Annotated in this window: 25 protein-coding genes; 6 read left to right on the top strand and 19 right to left on the bottom strand. The window is 70.7% G+C overall.

Translation table 11 applies throughout. The features are described from left to right. Positions 1 to 99 precede the first annotated feature (99 nt). From AB6A65_RS12015 to AB6A65_RS11985, 7 genes are all read right to left on the bottom strand, one after another. On the bottom strand, positions 100 to 1,164 hold the full coding sequence (locus AB6A65_RS12015; RefSeq protein WP_371038629.1) for a glycosyltransferase family 4 protein: 1,065 nt from the start codon (positions 1,162 to 1,164) through the stop codon (positions 100 to 102). Further along, complete coding sequence (locus tag AB6A65_RS12010) at positions 1,161 to 2,750, bottom strand: ABC transporter permease (RefSeq protein WP_371038628.1); 1,590 nt, start codon at positions 2,748 to 2,750, stop codon at positions 1,161 to 1,163. Before AB6A65_RS12010 ends, AB6A65_RS12015 begins: the two co-directional genes overlap by 4 nt. Beyond that, entirely contained in the window at positions 2,747 to 3,547 is an 801-nt protein-coding gene (locus AB6A65_RS12005) for an ABC transporter ATP-binding protein (protein WP_371038627.1), read from the bottom strand. Before AB6A65_RS12005 ends, AB6A65_RS12010 begins: the two co-directional genes overlap by 4 nt. Next, a complete protein-coding gene (locus AB6A65_RS12000; protein ID WP_371038647.1) occupies positions 3,537 to 4,664 on the bottom strand; it encodes an ABC transporter substrate-binding protein in 1,128 nt (375 codons plus the stop codon). The genes AB6A65_RS12005 and AB6A65_RS12000 overlap by 11 nt, the downstream gene beginning before the upstream one ends. Before the next feature lie 44 nt (positions 4,665 to 4,708). Continuing rightward, on the bottom strand, positions 4,709 to 5,722 hold the full coding sequence (locus AB6A65_RS11995; RefSeq protein ID WP_371038626.1) for a YbhN family protein: 1,014 nt from the start codon (positions 5,720 to 5,722) through the stop codon (positions 4,709 to 4,711). Between the two features lie 3 nt (positions 5,723 to 5,725). Continuing rightward, positions 5,726 to 7,366: a sulfatase-like hydrolase/transferase gene (locus AB6A65_RS11990; protein WP_371038625.1), complete on the bottom strand. Its 1,641-nt coding sequence runs from the start codon at positions 7,364 to 7,366 to the stop codon at positions 5,726 to 5,728. After that, positions 7,363 to 8,052 carry a CDP-alcohol phosphatidyltransferase family protein gene (locus tag AB6A65_RS11985; RefSeq protein ID WP_371038624.1) on the bottom strand — a complete coding sequence of 230 codons (690 nt, stop codon included), beginning with the start codon at positions 8,050 to 8,052 and terminating at the stop codon, positions 7,363 to 7,365. Before AB6A65_RS11985 ends, AB6A65_RS11990 begins: the two co-directional genes overlap by 4 nt. Before the next feature lie 187 nt (positions 8,053 to 8,239). Between AB6A65_RS11985 and AB6A65_RS11980 the strand changes: the two genes are divergently transcribed. From AB6A65_RS11980 to AB6A65_RS11970, 3 genes are all read left to right on the top strand, one after another. Then, a complete protein-coding gene (locus AB6A65_RS11980) occupies positions 8,240 to 8,791 on the top strand; it encodes a cytochrome b (RefSeq protein ID WP_371038623.1) in 552 nt (183 codons plus the stop codon). Between the two features lie 69 nt (positions 8,792 to 8,860). Next, the gene (mdoH, locus tag AB6A65_RS11975; protein WP_371038622.1) at positions 8,861 to 10,480 is read left to right on the top strand and encodes a glucans biosynthesis glucosyltransferase MdoH; all 1,620 of its coding nucleotides are present in this window, start codon (positions 8,861 to 8,863) and stop codon (positions 10,478 to 10,480) included. After that, complete coding sequence (locus AB6A65_RS11970; RefSeq protein WP_371038621.1) at positions 10,480 to 11,982, top strand: glucan biosynthesis protein; 1,503 nt, start codon at positions 10,480 to 10,482, stop codon at positions 11,980 to 11,982. The genes mdoH and AB6A65_RS11970 overlap by 1 nt, the downstream gene beginning before the upstream one ends. Here the strand turns inward: AB6A65_RS11970 and AB6A65_RS11965 are convergent. From AB6A65_RS11965 to AB6A65_RS11935, 7 genes are all read right to left on the bottom strand, one after another. After that, positions 11,979 to 12,719, bottom strand: coding sequence for an endonuclease/exonuclease/phosphatase family protein (locus AB6A65_RS11965; RefSeq protein WP_371038620.1), 741 nt, complete (start codon positions 12,717 to 12,719; stop codon positions 11,979 to 11,981). The two genes, AB6A65_RS11970 and AB6A65_RS11965, sit on opposite strands and share 4 nt — an antisense overlap. An 88-nt stretch (positions 12,720 to 12,807) precedes the next feature. Then, the gene (locus AB6A65_RS11960) at positions 12,808 to 13,443 is read right to left on the bottom strand and encodes an ABC-type transport auxiliary lipoprotein family protein (protein WP_371038619.1); all 636 of its coding nucleotides are present in this window, start codon (positions 13,441 to 13,443) and stop codon (positions 12,808 to 12,810) included. Positions 13,444 to 13,451: 8 nt separating this feature from the next. Continuing rightward, positions 13,452 to 15,191, bottom strand: a complete 1,740-nt coding sequence (locus tag AB6A65_RS11955) for an MlaD family protein (RefSeq protein WP_371038618.1) — start codon at positions 15,189 to 15,191, stop codon at positions 13,452 to 13,454. After that, positions 15,192 to 16,031 carry an ABC transporter ATP-binding protein gene (locus AB6A65_RS11950; protein WP_371038646.1) on the bottom strand — a complete coding sequence of 280 codons (840 nt, stop codon included), beginning with the start codon at positions 16,029 to 16,031 and terminating at the stop codon, positions 15,192 to 15,194. It lies immediately after the preceding gene. 2 nt (positions 16,032 to 16,033) lie between these two features. Continuing rightward, a complete protein-coding gene (locus AB6A65_RS11945; RefSeq protein WP_371038617.1) occupies positions 16,034 to 17,164 on the bottom strand; it encodes an ABC transporter permease in 1,131 nt (376 codons plus the stop codon). Positions 17,165 to 17,363: 199 nt separating this feature from the next. Further along, on the bottom strand, positions 17,364 to 19,385 hold the full coding sequence (locus AB6A65_RS11940) for a hypothetical protein (RefSeq protein WP_371038616.1): 2,022 nt from the start codon (positions 19,383 to 19,385) through the stop codon (positions 17,364 to 17,366). A 21-nt stretch (positions 19,386 to 19,406) separates the two neighbouring features. Continuing rightward, positions 19,407 to 20,633: an acetyl-CoA carboxylase biotin carboxylase subunit family protein gene (locus AB6A65_RS11935; RefSeq protein WP_371038615.1), complete on the bottom strand. Its 1,227-nt coding sequence runs from the start codon at positions 20,631 to 20,633 to the stop codon at positions 19,407 to 19,409. Positions 20,634 to 20,976: 343 nt separating this feature from the next. On the opposite strand from AB6A65_RS11935, the gene AB6A65_RS11930 reads away from it, so the two are divergent. Both AB6A65_RS11930 and AB6A65_RS11925 read left to right on the top strand, forming a co-directional pair. After that, entirely contained in the window at positions 20,977 to 21,756 is a 780-nt protein-coding gene (locus tag AB6A65_RS11930; protein WP_371038614.1) for an ion channel, read from the top strand. Positions 21,757 to 21,848: 92 nt separating this feature from the next. Next, on the top strand, positions 21,849 to 22,664 hold the full coding sequence (locus AB6A65_RS11925) for a formate/nitrite transporter family protein (protein WP_371038613.1): 816 nt from the start codon (positions 21,849 to 21,851) through the stop codon (positions 22,662 to 22,664). 13 nt (positions 22,665 to 22,677) lie between these two features. Here the strand turns inward: AB6A65_RS11925 and AB6A65_RS11920 are convergent, their stop codons facing one another. From AB6A65_RS11920 to AB6A65_RS11900, 5 genes are read right to left on the bottom strand one after another with little or no spacing between them, the layout of a single operon-like run. After that, positions 22,678 to 23,955, bottom strand: coding sequence for an MFS transporter (locus tag AB6A65_RS11920; RefSeq protein ID WP_371038612.1), 1,278 nt, complete (start codon positions 23,953 to 23,955; stop codon positions 22,678 to 22,680). Then, complete coding sequence (locus AB6A65_RS11915) at positions 23,952 to 24,821, bottom strand: MBL fold metallo-hydrolase (RefSeq protein ID WP_371038611.1); 870 nt, start codon at positions 24,819 to 24,821, stop codon at positions 23,952 to 23,954. The genes AB6A65_RS11920 and AB6A65_RS11915 overlap by 4 nt, the downstream gene beginning before the upstream one ends. 23 nt (positions 24,822 to 24,844) lie before the next feature. Beyond that, positions 24,845 to 25,588, bottom strand: coding sequence for a ZIP family metal transporter (locus AB6A65_RS11910; protein ID WP_371038610.1), 744 nt, complete (start codon positions 25,586 to 25,588; stop codon positions 24,845 to 24,847). A gap of 12 nt (positions 25,589 to 25,600) precedes the next feature. Beyond that, positions 25,601 to 25,768 (bottom strand): hypothetical protein, encoded by a 168-nt coding sequence (locus AB6A65_RS11905; RefSeq protein ID WP_371038609.1) that lies wholly within the window; start codon positions 25,766 to 25,768, stop codon positions 25,601 to 25,603. A gap of 11 nt (positions 25,769 to 25,779) precedes the next feature. After that, positions 25,780 to 26,067: a hypothetical protein gene (locus AB6A65_RS11900; RefSeq protein WP_371038608.1), complete on the bottom strand. Its 288-nt coding sequence runs from the start codon at positions 26,065 to 26,067 to the stop codon at positions 25,780 to 25,782. A gap of 131 nt (positions 26,068 to 26,198) precedes the next feature. On the opposite strand from AB6A65_RS11900, the gene AB6A65_RS11895 reads away from it, so the two are divergent. Beyond that, positions 26,199 to 26,576 (top strand): cupin domain-containing protein, encoded by a 378-nt coding sequence (locus AB6A65_RS11895; RefSeq protein ID WP_371038607.1) that lies wholly within the window; start codon positions 26,199 to 26,201, stop codon positions 26,574 to 26,576. Positions 26,577 to 26,579 lie beyond the last annotated feature (3 nt).

Below are 26,579 nucleotides of genomic sequence, written 5' to 3'. Positions count from 1 at the left end.
TTCGCGGGCCATTTAAGCCGGTTTCGGCGCAAGGCGCGAGCGCCGCCCGTGATGCGCCCCGGTCGGCGCCGTGGCGTGAGCGAAAAGCGGCGGCCGCGCCTACGGGTGGTCGCGCCCCGGGGCAAGACCGTCGAGGACCAGGCCCGCCACCCGCGCGGTGTCGTCCCAGCCGGGCAGCGCCGCTCCGGCGGCCTGCGCGGCGCGCGCGGTGTCCGTGCGCAGCTTCGGGTCGCCCAGAAGCCGGTCGAGGGCCGCCGCGAACGCTGCGGCATCGTCCGGCGGCACCAGAAGTCCCGCGTTCTTGGCCACCGTGTCCGGCACCGCGCCGGTGCGGCAGGAGACGATGGGCAGCCCGTGCGCCATCGCCTCGTCGAAGACGATCCCGTGCCCCTCGTACCGGGTGGCGAGCGCGAAGATCGACGCTTCCCCGTAAAGCCGCGACAGCGCCTCTGCCGAGACCCGCCCGGCGATCCGCACCCGCCCGGCGAGACCGAGGGTCTCGCGCAGCCGGGCAAGCTCTTCCGAATGGGCCGCGTCGTGCGGCGCGCCCACGATCACGCAGTGCCAGTCGCGCGCGGTCAGCCCGGCCAGCGCCCCGAGGAGGATGTCGTGCCCCTTGCGCGGGTGCTGGATGCCCACCGAAAGAATGAGCGGCGGATCGGTCGGCGCCCGCCGCCCGGCCGGGCGGTCGGTGCCCGGGCGGGCGATGGTGATGCGGTCGGGGGCAACGCCGTAATCCGCCTGCAGCGTCGCGGCGGTGTGGGGGCTCGGCACCAGGACATGGGCGGCAAGCGCGAGGTTGTCGCGCTCCGTCCGGTAAAGATGCGCGCGCCGGCGCGGCTCCAGCCCGCTTTCCAGGGCGAGCGGATGATGGATCATCGCGACCACGGGCGCGCGCACCTCGCGAATCGCCCCGGTGTCGATCGCGCCGAAGACCAGCCCGTCGAGGATCAGCGGGCGGTCCGGCGCGATGGCGGCGAGGCGCGCGGCGGCGTCGGCCATGTCCCCGGGCGTCGGATCGGGAAACGAGGGCCCGAGGGCCAGATGGGCCACGTCGCGGCCCTGGGCGCGCAGCCCTTCGAGAAGCCGGCGCTCGTAGATGTAGCCACCCGTCAGCGTCGTGATGTCGCCGGGAATGGCGAAGGCGGCGGCGCGCGGGCTCATGCCAGCTGCTCGGGGGCGTAGACACGCAGCACGCGCGTCTCCAGCCGGCCGACCCCGGCATAGCCGAGCGCCGAGAACCCGGTGACGACCAGCACCGTGATCCAGAGCATGGTGTAGTCCGACAGCGAGGCCGACAGCGCCATGAGGCTGCCCACGCCCTTGCCGGTGGCGAGCCATTCCACCACCGTTACCGCGAGGACCGAGGCCGGCACGCCCATCCGCGCGGCGGCGAAGAAGGCGGGCAGCATCGCGGGCAGCCGGACCCGCAGCAGGCGCTGCCATTGCCCGGCGCCGTAGCTGTCGAGCACGTCGATCACCTGCCCGGGCGCCTGCCGCAGCCCGTGCAGGCACGCCACGAGGGTGGGAAAGAACACCATCACCGCGACCAGCACGATGGTGCCCAGCGCGCCGCGCCCGAGGAACAGGACGATGAGCGGCGCGGTGGTGACGATCGGCACGGATCGCAGCGCGATGGCGAGCGGCATGACGGTGCCCGCGACGGCCGGAACCAGCACGAAGAGAATCGCGAGCCCCGCGCCCGCGGCGAGCCCGGCGGCGTATCCGGGCAGCAGGAACACCGCCGTTTCCGCCATCGCCGCGCCGAGCGTCGCGCGGGTGGCCGCGGCGTCGGGCGCGGTGATCAGCGCCGCAAGCACGTCGCCGGGGTCTTTCGCGAAGAACGGGTTCGGCCCGAAGAGCGCGATGGCGCCCCACCAGAGGCCCAGGATCGCGAGCGACACGCCGGCCACCCGCGCGAGCAGGCGGACGGGGCCCGCATCGGCCGCCGTCTCGGCCCGCGGCGGGGCCAGGATGATCGGCGGCGCGTCCTTCAGCGCATGTCGGGCGAGCGCCCCGATGGCGAGGTAGGCCAGCACCGAGACGGCCGTCGCAAGCGTGGCGGTCGCCCAGGTCATCTCCACGTCGAGCGCGCGCATCGCGCGGGTCGTCCGGACCCCGAGGCCGCGCTCGGCGCCGGTGAATTCGCCCCCCATCGCGCCGAGGAAGGCGGCGGGCGCGGCGATCTGAAGACCGGCGAAGAGATAGGGCAGCGACGCCATCAGCCGGACATGGACGAGGGTCGCAATCCGTCCCCGCCCGTAGCTCGCCACGAGGTCGAACCAGCTCGCCGGCGCAGCGCGCAGCCCCACCAGCAGCGGGACCAGCGTGGTGTAGTAGACGGCGAGCGCGGCCAGCACGATCTGCGGCCCGTTCCCGGGCCCGAAGATCACGCGCAGGATCGGTCCCGTGGCCACCAGGGGCAGGCAGAACACCACGAGCGCGACCCCGGTCACCAGGCGCTGGCTGCGCGGCCAGGCCAGCGCGATGCTGGCAAGCAGCAGCGCGGCGAGATTGCCGAGCACGAAGCCTGCGGCCGCGTTGCCGAGCGTCTCGCCGAGCGCGCGGAGCATCAGCCCGCGATTGGCGATCAGATAGGCGATGACCTCCGACGGTGCGGCGAGGACAAAGGCGCCCGACAGCGCGTGGGCCGACAGCTCCCACCCCGCGAGGACAAGGCCGAGACCGAGGCCGGTCAGGCGCACGCTCCCCGCGCCCGTCGCGGCGGCCGGCTGCGCCAGCCCGCTCATTGCGCCGCGAGCGGCCGGTCGCGCAGCGCCGCGCCCTGTGAAAGCGCGGCGAAGACCTCGTCGACCAGCGCGACGAAGGCGGGATGGCGGGCGTCTTCGGGGGCGCGTGGCCGGGCGAGGTCGACCGCGATGTCGGCCACGATCTCCGCCGGGCGCGGGGACAGCACGACCACCCGGTCCGACAGCATCACCGCCTCGGTCACCGAATGGGTCACGAGGATGGTGGTGGTGCCGCGCGCCTCCCACAGGCGCGGCAGATCCTGGGCGAGTTGCTTGCGTGTCAGCTCGTCCACCGCGCCGAAGGGCTCGTCCAGCAGCAGAAGCCGCGGCTCGGTGGCCAGCGCGCGTGCAATGGCCGCGCGCTGCCGCATCCCGCCCGAGAGTTCGGCGGGGCGCGTGTCCGCGAAACCGTCAAGGCCCACCAGCGCGATCAGCTGGTCGATGGCGGCCTGGTCCACGGGGCGGCGCGCCAGCGACAGCGCCAACTCGATGTTCCCGCGCACGCTGCGCCAGGGCAGGAGCGACGGGTCCTGGAAGGCCACCGACAGCCCGGCGTGGCGCAGGGTCTCCGCCGGTGGGCGGCCGCCGATCTCGACGCGGCCCGCGCTCGGCGCCTCCAGCCCGGCGATCATCCGCAGAAGCGTGGACTTGCCGCAGCCCGAGGCGCCGACCATCGCCGTCGTCTGTCCGGGCGCGAAGCGGATGTCGACGGGTCGCACGGCCTCGACGCCGCCGGGCCACGACTTCGCCAGCCCGGTGCAGGTCACGCCGGGTGGTTGGTTGGTGTCAGCCGCCATGGACCTCTTCTAGGATCGAGCGGTCCCACAGCTCGGGTGTGACCGTCCGGCCGAGAAGCGCGAGGGTTTCGATATTCGCGGCGACCGTCTCGTCGGTCCACCATCCGAAGCCGTTCTCGTCGGTCAGATCCGAGAACATCAACGGCACCTGACGCGCCGCCTGAAGCCTTTGCGTCTCGGGGTCGAGCCCCGCGTCGGGGTGCATCCGCAAGGTCAGCTCGGCGGCGGCGTCGGTGTCCTCGCGGTAGGCCTCCCAGCCCCGGACCTCTCCGCGCATCAGCGCCACGAGCTCGTCCCGGCGGTTGGCGATGCTGTCCTCTGTGGCGATGTAGGTCTGCGAATGCAGGGCGTAGCCGTGATCGGCCATCAGCATGGTGACCGAGTCGATCCCGCGCACGGCCATGGCAACCGGCAGGTCGGTCTCCCAGCAGAGCAGGCAGTCGACCTCCCCGGCCAGCAGGGGCTGGGCGGAATACTGCGTGGGCACGATCTCGATCGCGTCGATGTCCACGTCGTTCAGCGCGCAGAGCGCGCGCAGGACGGGCGTGTTCGCCAGCGCCATGCCGATTCGCTTGCCGATGAGATCCCCCGGCGCGTTCACCGGGTTGCCGGGCAGCGAGGCGACGACGAAGGGGTTCTTCTGCATCGCGACGCCGAGAATGCGGAAGGGCGCGCCCTGTTCGACCGCCGCGGCGGTGTAATCTNTGCCGATTCGCTTGCCGATGAGATCCCCCGGCGCGTTCACCGGGTTGCCGGGCAGCGAGGCGACGACGAAGGGGTTCTTCTGCATCGCGACGCCGAGAATGCGGAAGGGCGCGCCCTGTTCGACCGCCGCGGCGGCGTAATCTGCGGCGGAAATGCCGCCGAGCGCCGCGCCCGAGATCACGGGCGGTTCGACCGGGGCGTTCGGTCCGCCGGGCAGAAGTGCGACCTCCAGCCCTTCCTCGGCCCACCATCCGCGGTCCTGCGCGATGTAGCTGCCCGCGAACTGCGCGGAATGCAGCCACGACAATTGCAGCGCCACCCGGTCCTGCGCCATCGCCCGGCGCGTCGAAAGCCCCAGCGCCGAGGCCGCGATGCCTGCCGCTCCGGCGCCGAGCAGGCCGCGCCGTGTCATGTTTGATCGTTTCGTCACCACATCCTCCTGTCGCGCCCGATAGGCTAAGTTGCTGGGCCCGATTGGCAAGGGGTCGCGTTTTCCTGTCCGGGTTTCCGGGGTGGCATCCCGCGCGGCGCATCGCCCGCGTCACGGCGCGGCGCCAGTCCGAAGAGCACGAGGCCCGGGCCCATCGAGGCAAGAAAGACGAGACCGAAGGCGACGCTCGCGGCAAGCCCCTCGGCCGCGCTCGCCCCCGCGAGGGGGAAGAGCGCGGCGGCGGCACCCTCGCGCAGGCCCCAGCCGCTGATCGTGAGGGGGATCACCATCGTGAAGAGGATGAGCGGGACCAGCGTCAGCACCGCGACGCCCGACAGCTCCGCGCCGATGGCCCGCGCGCAGAAGGCGAAGGCGGCGATGTTGCAGAGCGCGGTACCGAGGCTCAGCCAAAGCTGCCGCCAGCGCACGGCGGGCGCCGCGACCGCCTGCCCGAAGGCCCGCGCGAAGGCCTCGAGGGCGCGCCCGGCGGGTCCGGGCAGGAGCGTCCCGGCCGCCCACAGCGCCCCCGGCAGCGCGAGCCCGGCAAGCACGAACGCCGCGAGCGGGCCTTGCAGGGCGCCCGGCCAGTCGAGGCCGCCCGGCCGGGCGGCGGTGACCAGAAAGGCCATGGCCAGCACGATAAAGAGCGCGATCTGCCCCGCGAGCCGCTCGAAGAAGACCGCCTGCCCGGAGGCCAGAAGCCCGGCCTGCGAGCGCGCGCGCACCGCGCGCCCGGCGTCGCCCAGCATGCCGCCGGGCAACGCCTGGTTGACGAGCTGCGACAGGTAGTATTCGCGCAGCGCCGTCAGACGGTCGAGCCGGATGCCGAGCCGCGACGCCGTGAGCCGCCAGCGCAGCGCGGACAGGATCGTCTGCACCGTCAGCGCCGCGAGCGCCGCCGCCAGCCAGGCGGGATCGGCACCGGCGAGCCGCCCAGCGGCCGCCGCCCCGTCGGCGACGCGCCAGCGCAGGCCCAGAAGACCCGCGGTCACCGCGATCTTCACGAGCCCGGAAAGGGCAGGGGTCGACAGGCCGCGCACCGCTCAGCTTTCGCCGCCGGGCGCCCGGCCCGACGAATAGCTTCGCAGGATCAGGTCCCGCATGCGGTCCATCGGCACGACCTTCGCGTCGGGCGCCGGGATCAGCCCCGGTGCAAGGCCCCAGGTGGCGGCGCGCGTCACCAGGTGCGCCGGGCCGATGACGTGGATCGGCACATGCGGGCGCTCGTCGAGCGCCACGAACCCCGCCGCCTGGTGGTCGCCCAGCACGATCATCAGCGGCGGATCGTCCGCATGACGCGCGGCATAGTCCAGCACGGTCCGAAGCGCGTAATCCACCGCGAGCCGATACTGCGCCCTGACGCGTCCGCGGTCGCGCCAGACCACGTCGGGCGGATCGCCCGCTTCGGCCATCGCGTCGAAGACGCGGCCGTCGCCGATCTCGTCCCACGCCACGAGATCCGGCACCGGCACCCAGGGCGCGTGGGACGAGCCCGTCGCCACCTGCGCGAAGATCGGCCGGTCGTCGGGCGCGTCGCGCAACCTGCGGTCGAGCGCGGCCAGGGTGAACTGGTCCGGCATCGTCACCCAGTTGAACGGGCGTCCGCGATAGCCGAGATCGCGCGCGGCGAGGATCGTCTCGAAGCCCATGACTTCGGATTCCGGCCAGTCGAGCGTGATCTGCGGCATCACGGCGGCGGTGTGGAAGCCCGCGCGCCCGGCGAGGTGAAAGAGCGTCTGCCGGCCGGATGCGAGCGCCGCGCCATAGCGGTTCTGGCCGTCGATCCAAAGACCATTGGCGAAAGTCGCATGGGCGAGCCAGCTTTGCCCGCCCTGCGTGGGCGAGCCGAGAAGCCCCGACGCCATGGACAGGCCGAGTCCGGACAGACGGTCCTCTCCCCGGGCCAGCGTGGTGCGGTGCAACTGCGCGAAGAAGGGCGTGTCGAGGCTGGTGCGCCCGTAGCTCTCGACGAAGACGATCAGCACATCGCGGTCGATCAGGTCGAGAAGCCCGTCGCCTTCCGCGAGGGGATCCTCGGCGGCCGCCTGCCGGAACGTGCGCAGGTCGGCCAGCGTGGCGCGCGCCGATTGCAGGCGCTCCACGCCCACGCGGGCGGTGAAGGCGGCGCCCGGCGGGTCGAGCGGAAGGCTCCAGCGCCCCATCGCCTGACCGATCTCGGCGGTGGCGAGCCCGGCCACGAGGATCGCGCCCGCGGCCGCGCCCCGGCGCAGATGACGGTCGGGCCCGGGCAGCCGCGCCCAGACGCCCGTCGCCCACCACGCCGCCGCTGCCACGAGCGCAAGCGCGACGAGGGCGCCCGCGACGGAAAGGACCGCCGGCAGCGGGCCGATCGCGCCGGTCAGAAGCCGAAAGCCCGCCGCGACCAGGGCAAGGTCGGCCACCGGGTTGAAGCCCCGCGACAGCGAGGTGAACATCGCGAAGTCGGCAGTTTTCAGAACCGCGATCAGCAGCAGCGCGGCGACGAGCGCCGCGCGCGCCGCCGTCGCCCACGTTCCGGCCCCCAGCGCGACCAGCCCCAGCAGGATCACGGGCAACTCCAGCGGAAAGACGGCGAGCGCGCCCCAGGTGAAGGCCGCGGGATGGTTGGGCTGCACGAGCAGAAGATAGAGAACCAGCGCGGCGAGGGCCGGCGGCAGGGCGCTCCGGACGGTACCGCGTGTCAAGGCCGGGTCCGCCAAAGCCAGAGCACGTCGCGCGCGAAGGACCACGCAAGCGCCGCGGCCACACCGGCAACGAGGGGCTCGGCGATGCGCAGGGCGACCGGGTCGAGCTGCAGGGCGATCAGCGCGCCCAGCTGCAGCACGCAGACGGCCTTGCGGCCGAAACGCTCGGGCAGGGGCCGGTCGAGCCAGGGCAGCACATGCGCGGCCACCGCGAAGACGTAGCGCGGCAGGCCGAGCAGTACCACGGCCGGTCCCGCGGGGCCGGCCACCCAGGCGTTCAACGCGAGGATCAGTGCGAGGGCCGCGTCCACCTCCATGTCGAAGCGCGCCCCGAAGGACGACACGCGCGCCTCGCGCCGGGCGAGCCACCCGTCGACGCCGTCGAGCGAGAGCGCGATTCCGGCGACGGAAAGCACGGCCCAGGACGCGGCGTCGCCGACCAGCGGCGCCAGAAGCGCAGAGGTCAGCGCGAGTCGCGTCAGCGTCACGACGTTGCAAAGCCCGAGCGCGCCATGCGGGTAGCCGCGGCGCATCAGGTGCAGGACGAAACCTGCACCCGCGAGATAGCCCGCGAGAGCCAGCGCCATGGCCGCGCCGTCCGGCCCGACCAGCGCCATGGCGACGGCGAGCACGATCGGAACGCCCCCGAGGACCGCCGCGCCAAGCATGCCGCGCGGCCCGCGCATCAGAGCGGGCCACGTGCGGCGCGGCGCGGGTACGAGATTGGAATCGCTCATCCGCGAAAGATTAGCGCCGCGCGCCTGCTGTCAAGATGAGACACCGGCCGCTTGATGCATGGCGGACCTGCTCTAACCTTTTAGATGGGCAGAAACCTGCGCAGCCCGCGAGCGAGGACGGAGAAACCGGGCCCCGATGCAGATCACGCGATACTCGACGACCGCACGGCTCTTGCACTGGATCATGGCCGCGCTGATCCTTCTGACCATCCCGGCGGGGTTCGTCATGGTTCAGCCGGGTATCGACCGGGGGCTTCAGAACGCCCTTTTCATCTATCACAAGAACGTGGGCGTCCTGCTCTTCGTCCTCGTCGCCCTGCGCCTGGCCTGGCGGCTGCGCAACCCGCCGCCGCCCCTGCCGTCGCACATGCCGAGCTGGCAGGCGCGGATCGCCGGGGCCACCCATGCCGCGCTCTATGCCCTTCTGGTGCTTCTGCCCATCGCCGGATACGTGCGGGTCAGGGCCGGCGGCTTTCCCATCGAAAGCCTCGACGCGCTGGGCGCGCCATCGCTGGTGCCGCGCTCCGACGCGCTTGCCGAGGTCGCGAAACGCGTTCACTACATCGCCGCGATCTCCATTGCCGCGGTGCTCGCCACCCATGTCGGCGCCGCGCTTCATCACGGCATCGTGCGGCGTGACGGCGTATTTTCGCGCATGTGGCCGCCGATCGGGGGCAGGACACGCTGAGGCGTGCTTGCAACCGCCGCAGGTTGCGATAGCTGGCAGCGCAGCCGCGCGCCTCGACCAAAGAATGGCGTGGCTGGTCCGAAGGAGGGGCCGCCCTGCATCATGTCACTTGCCGAGATCGCCCTTCGCCCGGTCCGGGCCCATCCCGCGCGTCCAGCTCGCGGTGGCGGGCGGTGGCTGGGCGCCTTCCTCGCGCTGACAGCACTTCTCGCGGGTGCGCTCATTGCGGCGATGGCCCTCGCGATCAAGGAGTGGACGGTCCTCTCGGCCCTGGCGCTCGCGCTCGCCGGGCTGAGCGCGCTCTGGATCTCGGGCGGCGCGGCGACCGCGCTGGTGGGCCTCGCCCAGCCGGTCCTTGCGCGCGAAAACGTTCCCGATGGGTGGCGGCCGGCGGGCCGGACGGCGATCCTCGTGCTTCTGTGCAACGAGCCGCCCGCCGCGCTCGCCCGGTATCTGTCCGATCTGCGCCGCGGCCTCGACACGCTCGGTCTCGGGACGGAGGCAGAAATCTTCGTGCTGTCCGACACGTCGAGCCGCGAGGGGATCGCGGCGGAGGACGCGGCGCTCGCGCCGCTCGCCGCTGCGGGAGAGATAACCCTGCGCCGGCGCGCGAAGAACACGGGCCGCAAGCCCGGCAACATCGCCGACTGGCTGGACACCCACGGCGCGGCCTTCGAGCACATGGCCGTGCTCGATGCCGACAGCCGCATGAGCGCGTGGCGCCTGCGCGACCTGATCCACCGGATCGACACCCGGCCGCGCACGGGCCTCTTGCAGGCCGGCATGACGCTTCTGCCGGGCCGCAGCCGGGTCGGCCGCCACCAGCGGACATCCTCGCGCCTGCTGTCACCGAATTTCGGGCGCGGCATGGCCGCCTGGGCCGGCGAATGCGGCAACTACTGGGGGCATAACGCGATCATGCGGGTGGCGGCGTTTCGGTGCGCGGCGACGCTGCCTCGCCTGTCGGGCCCGCCGCCCTTCGGCGGCCCGCCGCTCAGCCACGACTTCGTCGAGGCCGCCTGGATCCGGCGCGCGGGCTGGGCGGTCGAACTCGATCCCGATCCGTCCGGCAGCGCAGAGGACGGCCCGCAGACGCTTGCGGCGTTCCATCGCCGCGACCGGCGCTGGTGCCAAGGCAATCTGCAACACCTGCGCCTGCTGGCCGCGCCCGGGCTCGACCCGGTCAGCCGGCTACACCTCGCCTCGGGCGTGCTGAGCTATCTCGCCGCGCCGATCTGGCTCGGGCTCGTGGCGCTGGTGGCGTCGGGTGCGGTCACCGTCTCGGGCGCTCTGCCTCTCGCGCTTGCCGCGGGCATCCTGCTGCTGCCGAAACTCTGCGCGATGGCTGGCTGGCTGGCCCGCGCGCGCACCGCCTTGCGCCGTCGGGTGATCCTGCGGGCCGCGGCGGGGGAATTGTGGCGGTCCACGCTGATCGCGCCGCTGGTGATGGTCAGGCAGGCGGGCTCGGTGGTGTCGGTGCTGACCGGCCATGACTGCGGCTGGACACCGGGTGCCGCGGCGCGGCGCATTCCGCCGCCGCGCGGCCTGCCCGAGGCGGCCGTGGGCCTTGCCCTCGTCGCGCTCGCCGCGCTTTCGGGATCCGGCACCGCGGCGCTCTGGGTGCTGCCCGTCGCCCTGCCTCTCGTCGCCGCGCCGATTATCGAGCGCAGGCTCGACGCGGGCGCGTGATGCGGCGGCGTGGCTTCCTCGCGGGGGCGGCGGCGCTCATCGCCGGACCGGCGCCGCGCGTCTCCGCACAGCCGGCGCGCGGGGCGCTGCTCGACGTCGCGCGGGCGCGGGCGGCCGCGCCCTTCGCGGAGAGCCCCGCGGCGCTGCCGCCGCCCTTCGCCGGCCTCGATTACGATGCCTTCCGGGGCATCCGCCCCGGCCCCGGCCGTGCCGGGATGCTGCCCCTCGGGTCGGGCTTCGCCGTCGACCTGCTGCCGCCCGGGCTCTACTTTCCCCACCCGGTGGAGATCGAGCTGCCCGAGGGCGACGGGTTCGCGCGCGTCCCCTTCGCGCCCGGCCTTTTCGATTTCGATTCGCGCTATTTCGGCGCCGTCCCCGACAAGGCCCCGGGCGCGGGGTTTTCCGGCCTGCGGCTGCGCCACCCGCTCAACGCGACCGGCCGCCCCGACGAGGTTCTGGTCGTGCAGGGCGCAAGCTATTTCCGCGCCGTCGGGCAGGCCATGGTCTACGGCCTGTCGGCCCGCGCCGTCGCGCTCGGCACGGGCAGTGCCGGGCCGGAGGAGTTTCCCCGCTTCACCCGCCTGCGCCTGCATCCGCCCGAGGGCGGCGCGGCGCGGATCGAGGCGGTGAGCGACAGCCCGTCGCTCGCGGGGCATCTCGACATGACGCTCCGGCCCGGCGCCGAGACCGTCATGGATCTTGCCGTGACGATCCTGCCGCGCCGGGACATCGACGATATCGGCATCGCGCCCCTGACCTCGATGTTCCTGAAGGGGCCGATGCGCGCCGCGGTCTCGGACGATTTCCGGCCACGCGTGCACGACAGCGACGCCCTGGTGATCGAGAACGGGGCGGGCGAGGCGCTCTGGCGACCCATCGCCAATCCCGCCTCGCTCCAGATGTCGTCCTTTGTCGATGAGGGCCCCGGCGCCTTCGGCCTCTGGCAGACGCCGCGCGGCTTCGAGGATTTCGAGGACAGCGAGGCGCGCTATCACGACCGGCCCTCGGCGGTGGTCCGGCCCGTGGGCGACTGGGGCCGCGGGGCCGTGGTGCTGGTCGAGATTCCCACGGCGGACGAGTTCATGGACAATGTCGTGGCCTTCTGGCGCCCCGAGGCGCCGCTGTCCGCCGGGGGCGAATACCGGTTCGTCTATCGCCTGGTCTGGACGCGGGCGGCGCCGCTGCCCGAAATGCCGCTGCCGATCCGGCAAAGCCGCAGCGGGCGCGAACATGACCGGCCCGGCACGCGGCGCTTCGTCGTCGATTTCGCGGGCGCGGCGGCCGGGCTCGAACCGGACCTCTCGGTGAGCGGCGATGCGGAGTTGTCGGGGCTGAGCCTTTTCGCCCTGCCGGGCGGACGGGGCACGCGCGTCACCTTCCTGCTGACACCGGGCGAGGCGCCGGCCGCGGAATTGCGTCTCGTGCTGCGCCGCGCGGACGGATCGGCGGCGAGCCCCGTCTGGCTGCACCGGTGGACGCGGGCGCGCGACGGCGGCGTCTAGGGGTCGAACGCGACCTCCGCGCGCAGCGGGCGATGGTCGGAGGCCATCCGTAGCCCCGGCCCGTCGAGAACCTGGGCGGTGGCCACGCGCGCCGGCGCGGTGACGAGCAACCGGTCGAGCGGAAGAAACGGGCGGCGCGCGGGGAAGGTCGCGGGCGCCGGCCCGGACAGGCGCAGCCCGGTGATCCCGTGCGAGAGGGCGAGCCCGCCCCAGGGCCGCCATTCGTTGAAATCCCCGCAAACGAGCGTCGGCCGCGCCGCGCGGCGGAAGAGATGCTGGCCGAGGGTGCGCATCTGCGCCACGCGCAGCCCCTGCGAGAGCGACAGATGGGTGCCCGCAAGGCGCAGCGGGCGGCCGTCGAGCCGGAAATCGACCACGACCGCGCCGCGGTGGCAGTGACCGGGCAGGTCCACCAGCGCGATGTCCTCGACGCGGCAGCGCGGATGCAGGAAGACGACCGTGCCCAGAAACCCGTGGCTTTCGGGGCCCCATCGGTGGCTCGCATCGCCGTGGATGTGGCGGAGCGCGGTGTCGGCCTCGATCCGGGCGAGGTCGAGAAAACCGCGATGCGGCGGCGCCTCCTCGTCGGCCTCCTGCAGGATCAGCGCGTCGAGGTCGGAGGAGCAGACCTCCTCGCGCAAAACCCGCGCGGTCCGGTCGGGATCGACGACGCCGTCGTTGCCGCGCCCGCGGTGAATGTTCCAGCTGACGCAGCGAAACGTCTCGACGTCTGTCACGCGACGGCCCCCCGGTGTCTTCGCCGTGGCGCGACGTAACTCCGGACGTTGCGCCTTCAAGCCGGATAAGCCGGTGGCCGGCCCGCGCCTAGCCCGCGCCGAGGGAGGATGTGGCCCAGGCGGCGAACTCCGAGATCACGCGCCCGGCGGCCGCGTCGAAGGCGCCAAGAAGCGCCTCGTCGTCGAGGGAGCTCGCCGAGGCGCTCGCCGCGAAGCTGCGGGTGGCGACGATCGCCGTGTCGCGTTCGCGGACGATGCGCGTGATCATGCGGACCACCACGCGGGCGCTGTCGGCGCCGGGGTACTGCTCTGCGTGGAAATCAATCAGCTCGGTGACGATAGCGAAATCGCCGCTCGGGCCCAGGGGCTTTCGGCCGACATACTGGAAGGCCTGCGTCGAATCGAGGGCGCGCAGCATCAGCGTCTGCACCATCACGGGCGCCGGATCGGCCCACCGGACATCCGGCAGGTACTGGGCCTGCAGCGCGCCGGGGCGGATCATGATCCGGTCGGTCTGCAGCGCCCCGCTCGTGGTGGGCTCCTCGATGATGACGTCGCGTGCCAGCATCCGCCCCGCCCGGGCGGGCAGATCGGCGGGGGCCTGCAACTCGAACACGTTGCGCGGGGTGGTGGCATCGGTGAGCGCCGAGAGCGCGCTGCAGGACGCCAGCATCGGGACGGCCAGCGAAAGAGCCAACGCACGAACGGTATGAGCGAGGGGCACGGGGAATCTCACCTTCTGAATTCCGGCACGTTCCGATCCAACAGGAACTGGGTCGGGTTGCGCTCTATCTGTCGGGTGAGCTGATCGAGATTGGCGATCAGCTCGCGGGTCTCCTGCGTCAGCCGGGTGAAGAGCGGCAGCGCGTTTGTGGTAAAGTCCTGAATACCGGGCGCGGAGCTGTCAACAAGCCCCTGCACGCGCGTGAACGCGTCCGAGGCGGCCGCGCTGGCGGACCTGATCTCTGCCGAGATCTCCGGCAGGTCCTCCGACACGGTGCCGATCGCGTCGTTGAGGTCCCGGACCGTCGTGTCGAGCTCCGCGATCAGGGCGGACAGATCGCCGTTGATCATCTCGTCCGCGCCGGTGAAGGCCCTTTCGGCGGCGGCCAGCGTGCGCTCGCCGGTTTCGAGCGCGCCGTTCATCGCCGACAGGGTCTCGTTGGCGTTGGCGAAGGTCTCGGTCACCTGCGTCATGGTCGTCTCCGCCGACGAGACGAGTTCCGCGACGTCGCCGCTGGCCGCGCTCAGGTCGCTCCCGACCGTGTCGATGACCGCGCGCGCGTTTTCCACGGCGGCGCGGACATCCTCCATGACCGCGGGCAGATCCGTCTCCGCCGCCTCCCGGATGGTCGCGATCGCCTCGGTCGCGTCGCTGACCGCGGTCCGCGTTTCGCTCAGCAGCGGGGTGGCCTGATCCTCGATCAACCCGTCGAAGCGGCTGGCCGCGGTCTCGACCGCGCCGGCCGTCTCGTCGAGCGATCCGATCAGCGCGTTCGCCCGCTCGAGCGTCGCTTCCGCCTCCTCCAGCCGGGCGGTGGCGGTCGATCCCGTCGTCTTGAGCGTCTCGATCAGTTCGCTCGCCTCGGCGCGCAGCCCCGCCATGTCGCTGCGCAGGGCGGCCAGCGTGTCCCGCGCCTCCGTCGTGGTGGCGGAGAGATCCTCGGAGATGTAGCGGCGCGCGTCCGTAACCATCCCGTCGAAGGCCTCCAGCGTTACGGACCCGGTCTCGACGACCGCCCGCGTCTCGGTGGCCAGCCCGTCGATGGAGACCAGCGTTTCGTCGGCCGTCGCCAGAACCGTGCTGAGATCCGCGCTGAGCGTGTCGAGCGTCGTGTTGAAGCGGTCGATCTGGAAGGCGAAATCGTCGACGGTGCCCGAGATGCCCGAGAAATCCTCCAGCGCGGCGGCGAATTCCGAGGAAGCCGTCTCGGCGTTCACGAGGATCCGTTCCAGCCGGTCCGCGTTCTCGCCGCGAAAGAGATCGCCGATCTCGCGCACGACGCGCAGGGTCTCGTTGACGAGTTCCGGGGCGTCCTCCGTCAGCGACTGAAGGGTCGAGCGGCCCGCCTCGATCTGCGGGATCTCCTCGTCGCTGACCTCGGTCAGAAGTGGTGCGTCGGGGCTGCCCGGGCCGATGCTGACATCGGAGACGCCCGTGACGCCCTGGGCTTCGATCGTCGCGACGCTGTCGGCGCGCACCGGCGTGTCGGCGGCCACCTCCACCCGCACCGCGATGCTGCCGTCGCCGTCCGGCGCAAGGCGCACGTCCACAACCTGGCCCACGGGCAGGCCGCTGAACCGCACGTCCGAGGCGTTGCTCAGCCCGGAGACGGAGGAGAAGCGGACGTCGTAATAGGCGAACTGCCGGTCGAGTTCGACGCGCGCGAACCACAGGAACATCCCGAGAATGCCCAGAAAGCCGGCGATGGCGAAAATGCCGATGAGGACGTAATTGGCTTTCGTTTCCACCTAGACGTCTTCCTTCGCAGTGTCGGGGGACGCGGTGTCCCGGGCCGCCCGCGCCCGCGGGCCGTGGAAGTAGTCGCGCACCCAGGGATGATCGACCGAGAGCATGTCCTGCATGGTTCCGGTCACCAGCACCTTGCGTTCCGCGAGCACCGCGATGCGGTCGCACACGGCGTGCAGCGTGTCCAGATCATGCGTCACCAGGAAGACCGTAAGACCGAGCGAGCGGCTCAGTCCACGGATGAGGTCGTCGAACTCCGCGGCGCCGATCGGGTCGAGCCCGGCGGTCGGCTCGTCGAGAAAGACGATCTCGGGATCGAGCGCGAGCGCCCGCGCGAGCCCGGCCCGCTTGCGCATGCCGCCCGAAAGCTCCGAGGGGTACTTGTCGCCGGCAAGGTAGGGCAGCCCCACCATCGAGATCTTCAGGTCGGCCAGCGCGCGGGCGACCTGTCCGTCGAGGTCCGCGATCGCGTGCATCGGCACCTCGACGTTCTCGCGCACCGTCAGCGACGAGAAAAGCGCGCCGTCCTGGAACATCACGCCCCAGCGCGCCTCGAGCGCGGCGCGCGCGTCCTGGCTGGCGGTGAACACGTCGGTGCACAGCACCTCGACGCTGCCTTGCGCTGGCCGGTTGAGCCCGGCGATGGTGCGCAGCAGCACCGATTTGCCGGTGCCCGACCCGCCGACGACGCCCAGGATCTCGCCGCGGTAGACGTCCAGATCGAGGTCGTCATGGACGACATGCGTGCCGAACTGGGTGCGCAGCCCCCGCACGCTTATGACGGCCTCGGCCCTGTCGCCCGCCGTGTCCTCGGCCCTCTTTTCCGTGGTGCCACCGTCCATCGTCATACCCCGATCTCGGCGAAGAAGACCGAAAACAGCGCATCCGCAACGATCACGGCGAAGATCGCGGCCACAACGGATTTCGACGTCTGCCGGCCGAGCGACTCCGCGTTGCTTTCCACCTGCATTCCGGCATGGCAGCCCACCACGCCGATGATCAGCGCAAAGACCGGCGCCTTGACCATGCCCACCATCAGGTGGCTCGTGTCCGTCCCCTCGATCAGCCGCGTGCGGAACATCGCCGGAGAGATGCCGAGCTCGATCCACGCCATCAGCGCCCCGCCGAAAAGGCCCGCGAGGTTCGCGATCAGCCCGAGGATGGGCAGCATCAGCAGCAGCGCGAGGATGCGCGGCACGAAGAGGATCATCGCCGGATCGAGGCCGAGGGTGCGCATGGCGTCCACCTCCTCGCGCATCTTCATCGACCCGATCGCGGCGGTGAAGGCCGAGCCCGTCCGCCCCGCGACGATGATCGCGGTCAGCAGGATGCCCAGCTCGCGCAGGATCGACACGGCGATCAGGTCCACCACGAAGACCTCCGCCCCGAACTGGCGCAGCTGAGAGGCGCCCTGGAAGGCCAGCACCACGCCGATCAGGAACGCCATCAGCGCGACGATGGGAACCGCCTTCACGCCGACTTCCTCGCAATGATGCACGAGCGAGGTCAGGCGGAATTCCCGCGGGTGGCCCACGCTGCGCCCCAGCCGCGACAGGAACAGGCCCAGGTATCCCGCCAGCCCGAGGAACTTGGAAACGCCGCCGGCCACGCGGCGGCCGACCTCTTCCAGCATCCCGACAAGCGTCGCGGGTTTCTCGGCCCGCTCCTCGGGTTCGGGCAGGGCCTTGGAGACGGTTTCGAGGATCGCCCGCGCCTCGGTCGAGGCGCCTTCGACCTCGAGCCGCCCGCCGCCCGCTTCGAGCCGCGAGCGGAGCGTCACGAGAAGCCAGGCCCCGGCCGTGTCGAGACGGGAGAGCGCGCCAAGGTCGGCCACGACATCGGCGTCGGGGCGCAGGGTTTCGAACCGTCTTGCCACCGCACCGACCGTGTGGATGGTGAACGCGCCGGACAGCTTCATCGCGACGGTGTCGGTCCCGACATCCATCTCGATTTCCGGGGAAGCGTCTGAAACCATCCTCGCAACCTCCATCGTCGGACAGCCCCGGTCGGACGACAGGACAGGCCATCCGCTCGACCTCTACCGAAAATCCGCCTGCTGCAAGATGCAATAAATATCCGCGCCGGTGCGCGCCAGCCGGGGCGGTGGTGCCGCGCGGGTCGCGAGCGTCGCGGGGGCGCAGGCGCCGCGCGTCACGGCCTGTGCCCCCGGCCGGTCAGTCCTGCTCGGCGCTGGCCAGGCGCGTGATCGCCGTGCCGGCGATCTCCTGCCGGCCGGCGGCCCAGGTTCTGCGCGCCATGGCGGCCGTGCGCTCCAGCACCGCCTGCGCCGGGCGCGTGGCTTCCTGCGGCCGCATCAGTTCCTCGTGGAAGAGATAGAGACGCGAGGCGAAAAGCTCGAAGGGCAGCGACGCCTCACCGTGCCGTTCGCCCGAGCCGTGGGTCGAGACCACGACGCCGTCGCCCCAGTCCTGGCCCGAGTCGTTGTTGGGGTTGTAGAAGTAGACCCGCATCTCGTCGTCCTGGTCGGGCGCGACGCGCAGGATGGTGATCGCGTGCCATCCGACGAAGCGCGCCGCGGCATCGGTGGCCGCGATGCCCGCGGGCTGGGGGTGGGTGACCGGTTCCCCGCCGTTGAATGCCGGATGGTAGGCGGAATGGAAGCGGGCGATGAAGTCCTCGATCCCGGCAAGCGCGCCGGTGGGCACGTCGACGGCCACCGCGCAGGCGCGGCCGACCCACCAGCCGTGGAATTCGGGATTGATCCAGATGTGCGGATCGTTGTTGCGGTCGCTGCAAAGGCGGCCCATCTCGGCGTAGATCCGGTCGAGATGCGGCACGAGCGTGACCGAGACCGGGTCGGCGTCGAGCGGCGCGCCCGCCGCGAGGCCCGCCGGCAGGTCGGCCGAACGGATCGCCCGGCCCTCGAAATGCATCGTCACCGTGTCGAAACGCGCGGCCTGCGCCGCAAGGTGAAGAAGGTAGTCGGGATCGTTCTGCGCCCACATGGCGATGGCGCGCGCCGACTGGCAGGTGGGATTGGCGCCCTGGCCCACGCCGAGGGGCTGGCCCAGAACCTGGATGCACCCGGCAAGCAGCAGATCGGCGGGCGGCGTCGCGTTCAGGCCCGAGATCGACAGCCGCTCGGCGACCGCCGCGTTCGGCACGAGCGCCAGCAGGCGGCGCAGGGCGGGGGCGACGGGCGCGTGATGCAGGATGCCGCGGTCCAGAAGAAGCGACAGGCCATAGAGCGCCTGCGCGGTTTCCGGCCGGACTGCGCGGCGGATGATCTCGATCACGAGCGCGCGATGGCGGCGCCAGCAGTCGCTGCCGGTGGCGCCGAGGCCCAGCGCCTCGGGGGCCATGCCGTCATGCTCGGAGTCGATCACCCAGAGCAGGAAAGCGGCGTGATAGTCGGAAACGAGGCCCGTGTCGTGCATGGCCCGGGCAAGGCCCTGCGCCTCGTGGCGCAGGTCGGAGTCGTCCATCGCCGAAAGCCGCTCGCGGTAGATCTCGAGCCCCGGGTCGTCCATGCACGCGGTGGTGGGCCCGAAAAGGGCCGTCACCAGGCGGTCGGCGCCCAGGCGCCTCTCGCCGATGTCGCCGCCGCGCTCGGCCAGCGTGATCGCGATCTGCGCGATCATGTCCTTCACCTCGGCCACCTGGATCGGGCGTTGCCGCAGGATGCGCCAGATCTCGTCCACCAGCTCGCCCAGCACATCCTGAAAGCCGACATGCTCGGCGAGGTAGCGAAACAGCCCGTCGACGACGATCTGCCTCTCGCCCGCGGCGCGCGCGGCCTCGTCTGGGGCGCCGAAGAACCGCCGCAGGTTGAGTGCGAGGACCCGGGTCAGGAACCGGCGCGCCGCGGCGGCGTGGATGCCCGGATGCTCCGCCTCGCCATTGGCCACGGCCATCAGGCGCAGCAGGCTGACGGCCTCGGCGGTCACGGTGGCGGGCGCGCCGTTCTCCAGCGTGCCAGACACGAGGCCGGGCAGCAGGTTGGCCGGGGCGTCCCAGTCGGAGCCGGCGAAGAGGCCCGCCCGGTCCATGCGCGGGGCGAGCTCGTGCAGGCGGTCGATGCCGCCCGGAACGGCAAGCAGCCGGCCGGCCACGCTCAGCACCTGCGCCTGGTGCCGCGGCTTGGCGAAGGTGCGGGCCTCTTCGAGCCGTGCCAGCGGCCCTTCGAGGGTGGCGACGAGGCGCTCGGCCTCGTCACCCTGTGGGGCGCCGGTCATGGGCGGTGGCCTCCATCCCGGTTACACATAGAAATCGAGTTCTTCCTGCGCCTTGAGCAGGTCGCGGAGGCGGTGCGGATTCTCGCCGAAGAAATAGACGAGGCCCCAGTGGGTACCGAAGGCCGTGCGCTTGGTGACCTTCTGCTCGAAGGGATCGGCCAGTTCGTGAAACTCGAAATACGGGTCGTTCGCCGTCTCCTCGGGGATCTGCATCCGCTCGACCACGCGGCGGCGGGGATAGGCGCCGAAACAGCCGGCATGGCCCTTGGCATCCTCCACCGGCTTGGGGAAGAAGGCGTCGAGCTCTTCCTGCGTCGTCTTGGGATCGAAGGCGAGCACGATCCCCTGGTAGCCGTTGAAGCCATAAGCCCGCTCGATCAGTTCCAGCGCGTTGAAGCCCGGCGGGCGATAGGCCACCTCGCCGAAGTACATCGTGCCATCATTGGTCACGAAGTATTCAGGATGGATGAACCCGAAGTCGATGTCGAAAGCCTCGATCAGCTTGTTGATCTGCTCTTCGATCAGGGGACGCCAGGATTCCAGTTCCGGCGTGGCGGGCACGAAGACCGAGTAGCCCAGCGTCACGTATTCGGAGATGTTCAGGAACTGGATCTTGCGGTCCTTGATCCAGGCCTCGACCGCGAACTCCCAGCCGTCGAGATGGCTTTCGAGCAGGGCGGGGAACTCGTCGTCCGAGATCGAATCGACGTCCTCCACGGTGCGGATGGTCCGGTGACCCAGGCAGCCCGCCTTGTCGAACGCCTTGAAGTGGATCGGGTCGTCGGGATCGCCGTCGAGCTTCAGCAGCGTCTGGTTCACCCGCTTGAGAAACCGTACCACGTCGCCGCGGTTGTCGGCCTCCTCGAAGATGCCCACGCGGATGCCGGCAAGCTGCGCGCGGCGCTTCATCAGCGACTTGTCGCGGAAGAGCATCGACTGCCCGAGCAGACGCGGGTTGTTCAGCAGGACGGAGTTGATGGCCCCGGCCCACTCCACGGTTTCCTCGTAAAGCGGGATCGCCACGTCACAGCCCTCGTCCTTGAGGATCTGCGCGATCTCGTGGGACCGCTCGTTCAGCCGGTCGAAATCCCACGCGATGAAGGGAATATCGTTGGCCTTGGCGTATTCCTCGGCCCAGGCGGGCGCGACGATCACGTAACGGCGGTCGAACCGGTCGATGGCGTCGATCGCGTTCAGCGACCAGCCGAGGATCGCGACGTAGCCCTTGTTGGGGTCTTTCTCGGTCATGATTGGCCTTTCGTTTCTGTGTGCCAAAAACTGCTTTGTTTCAGTAAGATGGACGCGGACTTCGACGCGAGCGCCCGTCATCGCATCCCGCCAGGGACACGCGAGGGACGTCGCGCTGTATCGGAGTGGGTCCGACGGCTCCGGTAGGTCGCGTCAGGTCATGGAGAGATGCTTAGCATGACTAAGCAGATTTGCCAACCCGCCTGCCGTTTTCCGCCGTCCGGCCCTGTTCCGGCCAGCCGGTGCGGCGCATCCAGGCACAGCCGGGCGCACTGTCGCACGACCGCCAGCCTTCCGCAAATTTCCCGTGTTCGCTCCGCAGCTTGTCGGCTAACGTCGCACCATGAAAGACCTGCACCGAACGATCCGCCTGCTCTACACGGGGCGCAGCCAGCGCGCGCGCCAGTTCCGCTACGGGCTGATCGTGTTCGACGCGCTGACCATTCTCTACTTCATCGCCACCGCGGCCCTTCCCACGACCCCTCTGATTTCGCTGCTGAACACCGTGCTCGGCGCGGCAATCCTTGCGGACATCTCGGCGCGTCTGTGGATTTCGGAGAACCGGCGCCGCGAACTGACGCGCATCCATACGCTCGCCGACATCGTCGTGATCGGGTCGCTCATCCTTGCGCCGCTCTTCGCCGAGAACCTGGCTTTCCTGCGTGTCCTGCGGGGGTTGCGCATCCTTCACGCCTACCAGCTGCTGCGCGACCTTCGCAGCGAAAGCACGTTCTTCCGCTACCATGAGGATGCGATCCTCGCAGCGGTCAACCTGTTCGTGTTCATCTTCGTCACGACCTCATTCGTCTTCGTCATCGCCTTCGAGGATCGCTCGGGTCTCGCGGGCTATATCGACGCGCTGTATTTCACCGTCGCTACGCTGACGACCACCGGCTTCGGCGACATCACCATGACGACGCCGACGGGCAAGCTGCTGGCGGTCTTCATCATGGTCGTCGGCGTGGCGCTCTTCGTGCAGCTTGCGCGCGCCATCTTCCAACCCTCCAAGATCAAGTATAAATGTCCCGAATGCGGGCTGAACCGCCACGATCCCGACGCGATCCACTGCAAGCATTGCGGCACGTCGCTGAAGATCGAGACGGAATTCGCGAACGGGACCTGACGCGGCCCTGGGGGTGTGCGCGACGGCGCGATCGCCCCGCCGGCCGCAGGATGAAGCCGCCCGCGTGACGCGGGCCCGAGGGGAACAGCACCATGTCGGAAGAGGCCGATCTCGACCGCGACGAGGAAAAGCGCGTCGACGAATACGAGAAGGTGCCCTCGTCGGTCATCTTCGAGGCGCTCCGCCGCGAGGGCGATCACGAACTGTCGCGGCCCGCGAACGCGCTCTGGTGGTCGGGCGTGGCGGCGGGGCTCGCCATCAGCACCTCGGTCGTGTGCAAGGGCTTCCTCGTGTCGATCCTGCCGCATGAGCCTTGGGCCGCGGGCATCTCGAACCTGGGCTACACGGTCGGCTTCCTGATCGTGATCCTGGGGCGGATGCAGCTTTTCACCGAGAACACCATCACGCCGATCCTGCCGCTGTTCCTGGCGCCGACGCGCGCCAATTTCTACCAGACCGCGCGGCTCTGGGGGATCGTGTTCGCGGCCAATCTCGCAGGTTGCCTTGCCGCGGCGCTCGTGCTGGCCTACGGCCATATCCTGCCTGAGGCCCGCTTCGAGGGCATCCTCTACGTTTCGCGCCACTACGCGGAGGCGACGCCGTTCGAGCATTTCGCCTGGGGCATCCCGGCGGGCTTCCTGATCGCGGCGCTGGTCTGGATCCTGCCGCGCATGGAAAGCGCGGGCGAGGTCCTGATGATCGTGATCCTGACCTACGTCATCGGGCTGGGCGGCATGTCGCACGTCGTCGCCGGTTCGACAGAGCTTTTCATCCTCGTGGCGCTGGGCGAGCTTGACCCGGCGGCCGCGGTGCTGGGCGGCATCCTGCCCGCCTTCGCCGGGAACGTGCTGGGGGGAACCGGCATATTCTCGACGCTGACCTACGCGCAGGTGCGCGCGGAGATCTGACGGGGGGAGTGGCTCAGTCCTGCTGAACCTCCTCCAGCCCGCGGGCGAGCACCGCGCCGAGCGCGGCGATGACGGCGAAGGCCAGAAGCACGGCGGCGGGCCCGAAGCGGTCGGCCGCCAGCCCGAAAAGCCCGCCGGCGAGAAGCGCCAGCCCGATCAGCGTGTTCGACAGCGCGGTATAGCGGGCGCGGAAGCCGTCCTCCGCCATGTCGGTCAGGTGCAGCTTGCGCCCCGCGCGCACGCCCTCATAGGCGATCTGCGCGGCGAAGATCGCCGCCGCCGCGCCGAGCGCGCCGCCGAGCCCCCCGAAAACGAGGCCGAGCGCGCCTGTCGCGGCGAAGACGACCGCCCCGAGCGCGCCCGCTGCCATCAGCGTCTGGCGGCTGGAGCGGTCCGACAGGCGCCCCCAGACATAGGAGGCCAGCACCGAGGCCGCGGTGGAGGCCATCACCAGCGGGCCCAGCTGGTCGAGCGCGGTGCGCCCCGACGCGGCCGAGAGCATGACGATGAAGGGCGGGGCGAGCGCCGTCACGGCCAGCGCGGCGCGCGAGCCCACGAAAAGGCGCAGCTGCGCGTCGGTCAGGATGGGATCGACGAGCGCGGCCAACGAACCGTCGTCGTCTTCGTCATCGTTGCGTTCCCGCGGTTCGCGCAGCGCCATGAAGAGAACCGCGGCGAGCAGGAAGGCCGCCCCCGCCACCGCGATCAGGGCGGCGAGCGGCGCGACGGCGACCTCGAAGACGCCGGCCGCCATCAACAGGCCCACCCCGAAGACCGAGACGGACGCGACCGACGCGGCAAGCCCGGTGATCGCGCCGCGGCGCCGCTTGGCGATGGTGCGCGCCAGCGAGTCCTTGTAGCTGACCGACGAGGCCGACCGCGCCACGGCGAGCACCGCAAGGCAGGCCACGATCACGGCCCCCGCCACGGCCCCGGACAGAAGCAGCGCCGCCGCCGCGATCCCGAGCGCCGCCAGCCCCTGCACCGCGCTGCCCGCGGCCCAGAACCGCTTGCGCTGCGGGCTCGCCTCGACGCTGCGGGCGAGCGCGAGCTGCGGCAGCAGCGCGCCGGCCTCGCGCACCGGGACCAGCAGGCCGATCATCGCCCCCGGCGCGGAAAGCGCCGTGAGAAGCCAGGAGAGCACCAGCTTGGGATCGATCAGCGCGTCGGCGGTCTTGGTCAGGGTCAGCGAGACGACGTGGATCATCCCGTTGCGCGCCTCGCCGGGGCGGACCTCCTCGGCGTCGGTGCCGGTGATGCGGCCGAACGCCGTTTTCAGCCTGTCGCTCATCGCGGATCGAACTTTCCGACCGGGATCTTCAGGTAGCTGTGGCCGTCCCCCTCGGCCCCCGGCAAGCGGCCGCCGCGGATATTGACCTGCAGCGCGGCGAGCATCCGGCCGGGCAAGGGCAGGGTGGCGTCGCGCGCCTCGCGCGTGGCGATGAACTCGGCCTTGCCGATGCCGTCCTTCACGTGCCGGTTGCGCAGCCGGTGCTCGGCCACGGTGGCCATGTATTGCGGCGCCGTGCCGTCGCCCGGATAGTCGTGACCGATGTAGAGCCGCGTCTCCGGCGGCAGGTCGAGGATCGCCCGCAGCGAGGTCCACAGATCCTCGGTGCTGCCGCCCGGGAAATCGGCGCGGCTGGTGCCGCTTTCCGGCATCATCAGCGTGTCGTGCACGAAGGCCGCGTCGCCGGCGACATAGGTGATCGAGGCCAGCGTGTGACCGGGCGAGCACATCACCCGCACCGGGATCTCGCCCACCATGAATTCGTCGCCCTCGGCGAAGAGGCGGTCCCATTGCGATCCGTCGGTCGGGAAATCCTCGCCCAGGTGATAGAGGTCCTTCCAGAGCTTCTGCACGCCGGTCACCTTCTCGCCGATCGCGGTGGGCGCGCCCAGCTTTTCCGAAAGGTAGCGCGCCGCGCTGAAGTGATCGGCATGGGGGTGCGGGTCGAGAATCCAGTCGACCTCGAGCCCCTCGTCCCGGACATGGTCGAGGATCTCGTCGGCGCTTTCGGTCGTCACGGCGCCGGCCTCGGGGTAGAAGTTCCAGACCGGATCGACGATCGCGGCCTTTTTCGTCTCGGGGCAGTGGAAGACGTATTGCAGGCTGCCGGTCGGGCGGTCGAAGAAGGCGCGGATGATGGGGGACATGGGATACTCCTTTTTCACGGAATTCAGTGGGCGAGGACGAGCATCTGGAAGGCCATCATCACGGCGAAGGCCAGCGTGACGGCGGTCGCGGCGGAGCCGGTATCGACCTTTTCCGTCGCCTCGGGGAAGAGTTCGGCGAAGACCATCCAGATCATCGCGCCCGCCGCTAGGCCGAGGCCCACGGGCAGGAACGGACGGAAGGTTTCGACGAACAGGTAGGAGGGCGCGGCCATGATCGGCTGCGGCAGGCTGGTGAAGATGGCCCAGAGCCCGGCCTTCCAGACGGGCGAGCCGCGCGGCACGAGCACCAGCGCGATGGCCAGCCCCTCGGGCACGTTGTGAAACGCGATGGCGGTGGTGATGAAGGCGCCGAGCCCTTCCGATCCGGCGAAGGACACACCCACGCCCACCCCTTCGGCGAAGGAATGGGCCGTCATGATCCCGAGGATCAGCAGCGCCTTCGTCGCGTTCGCACCGTGCAGGTCGGCCACGTCGACCTCGCCCGCGCCCGAGAGCAGCCTGTCGGCGAGCACGATCGCGCCGAGCCCCACGAGCACGCCCACGAGGGTGAGCGTGATGTCGAGGGTCGCACCCTCCGCGATCAGGCTGTGGCTGGCGGCCAGCATGAGCCCGCCGGCGGCGGCATTCGACCAGCCCATCGTGCGGTTGCCCAGTTTCTTCACGAACAGGAAGGGCAGGGCGCCCACGCCGGTCATGATCGCGGTGAGCATCGCCGCCGCGACGACGATCAAGAGGGTGGTTTCCATCCTTCGCTCCCGTCAGCTGTCGGAGCCGGTGTTCCCGCCGGCGGTCCAGGCCTCGGCGATCCCGGCGCGCATCTCCCCGGTCGTGGTCGGCGCGTCGTTACCTTGGGCGGCGGCCGGCAGGGCGGCGCAGCCCAGCGCCAGCGCGGCGACGGCGCCGCGCAATGTCGTGGCAAGGGTCATCGGCAGCTCCTTCACTTGAAGCGCGCCATGGCGTTGCGGAACGATTCCGAGAGGCTGTCCCACGCCTTGTCGAACCCGGATTTCATGTCGGCCCAGGCCTCGTCGCTGGCCTCGCGCAGCTCCTTCAGCTTGGCCTCGGCCTCGTCGCGCCGGTTGCGCGCCTTCTCGAGCTGCTTTTCGTACTCGATCCTGGTGTCGGCCTCGGCCTCGTCGACCTTGGCCTTCATCTTCTCGATCTCGGCGTTCCACTGGTCCAGCTTCGCCTTGGCCTTCTCGATGTAGGCGTCTCTCTCGGACATTACGCAAACTCCCTCCGGTTGACGAAGCGCGCGAAAGCGCGCTCCATGACGCATATTGCATTGTTCGGCGCTGCGAAAGCATGCAAACTCCTGAATGAGACCCTGACGTAGGAACCGAAAGGAGAAATTTCATGTCGGAAACCCAGAAGCTTACCCTGCCTGTCGTGCGGATGGCGCGCGACAATGACGAGTTCCGCAAGGTCATCTGGACCGGCGAGAACGCCCAGCTGGTGCTGATGGCGATTCCCGAGGGCGGCGAGATCGGCGGCGAAGTGCACGAGGGGCACGACCAGCTGCTCTACTTCGTCGCGGGCAGCGGTGTCGCCAAGATCGGCGAGACGGAACTCGACGTGGCCGACGGCGATGTGAGCATCGTGCCCTCCGGCACCTTCCACAACTTCCGCAACACCGGATCGGGGATGCTGAAGCTCTTCACGACCTACAGCCCGCCCGAGCATGAAGCGGGCACGGAGCACGCCACCAAGGCCGAGGCCGACGCGGACGAGTGAGCG

The sequence above is a fragment of the Rhodosalinus sp. FB01 genome (assembly GCF_041365715.1).
In the GTDB taxonomy this organism is placed as follows: Bacteria; Pseudomonadota; Alphaproteobacteria; order Rhodobacterales; family Rhodobacteraceae; genus Rhodosalinus.
Note: the sequence above shows the minus strand (reverse complement) of the source record. Positions and strands in the feature narration are given on the sequence as shown.

What these genes read in the sequence shown, in the direction of transcription:
- AB6A65_RS12010 (WP_371038628.1), bottom strand. Translation starts at nt 2,750, where the DNA reads ATGAGCGGGCTGGCGCAGCCGGCCGCCGCGACGGGCGCGGGGAGCGTG.
- AB6A65_RS12015 (WP_371038629.1), bottom strand. Translation starts at nt 1,164, where the DNA reads ATGAGCCCGCGCGCCGCCGCCTTCGCCATTCCCGGCGACATCACGACG.
- AB6A65_RS11950 (WP_371038646.1), bottom strand. Translation starts at nt 16,031, where the DNA reads ATGGACGGTGGCACCACGGAAAAGAGGGCCGAGGACACGGCGGGCGAC.
- AB6A65_RS11970 (WP_371038621.1), top strand. Translation starts at nt 10,480, where the DNA reads ATGCGGCGGCGTGGCTTCCTCGCGGGGGCGGCGGCGCTCATCGCCGGA.
- AB6A65_RS11900 (WP_371038608.1), bottom strand. Translation starts at nt 26,067, where the DNA reads ATGTCCGAGAGAGACGCCTACATCGAGAAGGCCAAGGCGAAGCTGGAC.
- AB6A65_RS11935 (WP_371038615.1), bottom strand. Translation starts at nt 20,633, where the DNA reads ATGACCGAGAAAGACCCCAACAAGGGCTACGTCGCGATCCTCGGCTGG.
- AB6A65_RS11980 (WP_371038623.1), top strand. Translation starts at nt 8,240, where the DNA reads ATGCAGATCACGCGATACTCGACGACCGCACGGCTCTTGCACTGGATC.
- AB6A65_RS11895 (WP_371038607.1), top strand. Translation starts at nt 26,199, where the DNA reads ATGTCGGAAACCCAGAAGCTTACCCTGCCTGTCGTGCGGATGGCGCGC.
- AB6A65_RS11930 (WP_371038614.1), top strand. Translation starts at nt 20,977, where the DNA reads ATGAAAGACCTGCACCGAACGATCCGCCTGCTCTACACGGGGCGCAGC.
- AB6A65_RS12005 (WP_371038627.1), bottom strand. Translation starts at nt 3,547, where the DNA reads ATGGCGGCTGACACCAACCAACCACCCGGCGTGACCTGCACCGGGCTG.
- AB6A65_RS11940 (WP_371038616.1), bottom strand. Translation starts at nt 19,385, where the DNA reads ATGACCGGCGCCCCACAGGGTGACGAGGCCGAGCGCCTCGTCGCCACC.
- AB6A65_RS11985 (WP_371038624.1), bottom strand. Translation starts at nt 8,052, where the DNA reads ATGCGCGGGCCGCGCGGCATGCTTGGCGCGGCGGTCCTCGGGGGCGTT.
- AB6A65_RS11910 (WP_371038610.1), bottom strand. Translation starts at nt 25,588, where the DNA reads ATGGAAACCACCCTCTTGATCGTCGTCGCGGCGGCGATGCTCACCGCG.
- AB6A65_RS11905 (WP_371038609.1), bottom strand. Translation starts at nt 25,768, where the DNA reads ATGACCCTTGCCACGACATTGCGCGGCGCCGTCGCCGCGCTGGCGCTG.
- AB6A65_RS11915 (WP_371038611.1), bottom strand. Translation starts at nt 24,821, where the DNA reads ATGTCCCCCATCATCCGCGCCTTCTTCGACCGCCCGACCGGCAGCCTG.
- AB6A65_RS11925 (WP_371038613.1), top strand. Translation starts at nt 21,849, where the DNA reads ATGTCGGAAGAGGCCGATCTCGACCGCGACGAGGAAAAGCGCGTCGAC.
- AB6A65_RS11945 (WP_371038617.1), bottom strand. Translation starts at nt 17,164, where the DNA reads ATGGTTTCAGACGCTTCCCCGGAAATCGAGATGGATGTCGGGACCGAC.
- AB6A65_RS11920 (WP_371038612.1), bottom strand. Translation starts at nt 23,955, where the DNA reads ATGAGCGACAGGCTGAAAACGGCGTTCGGCCGCATCACCGGCACCGAC.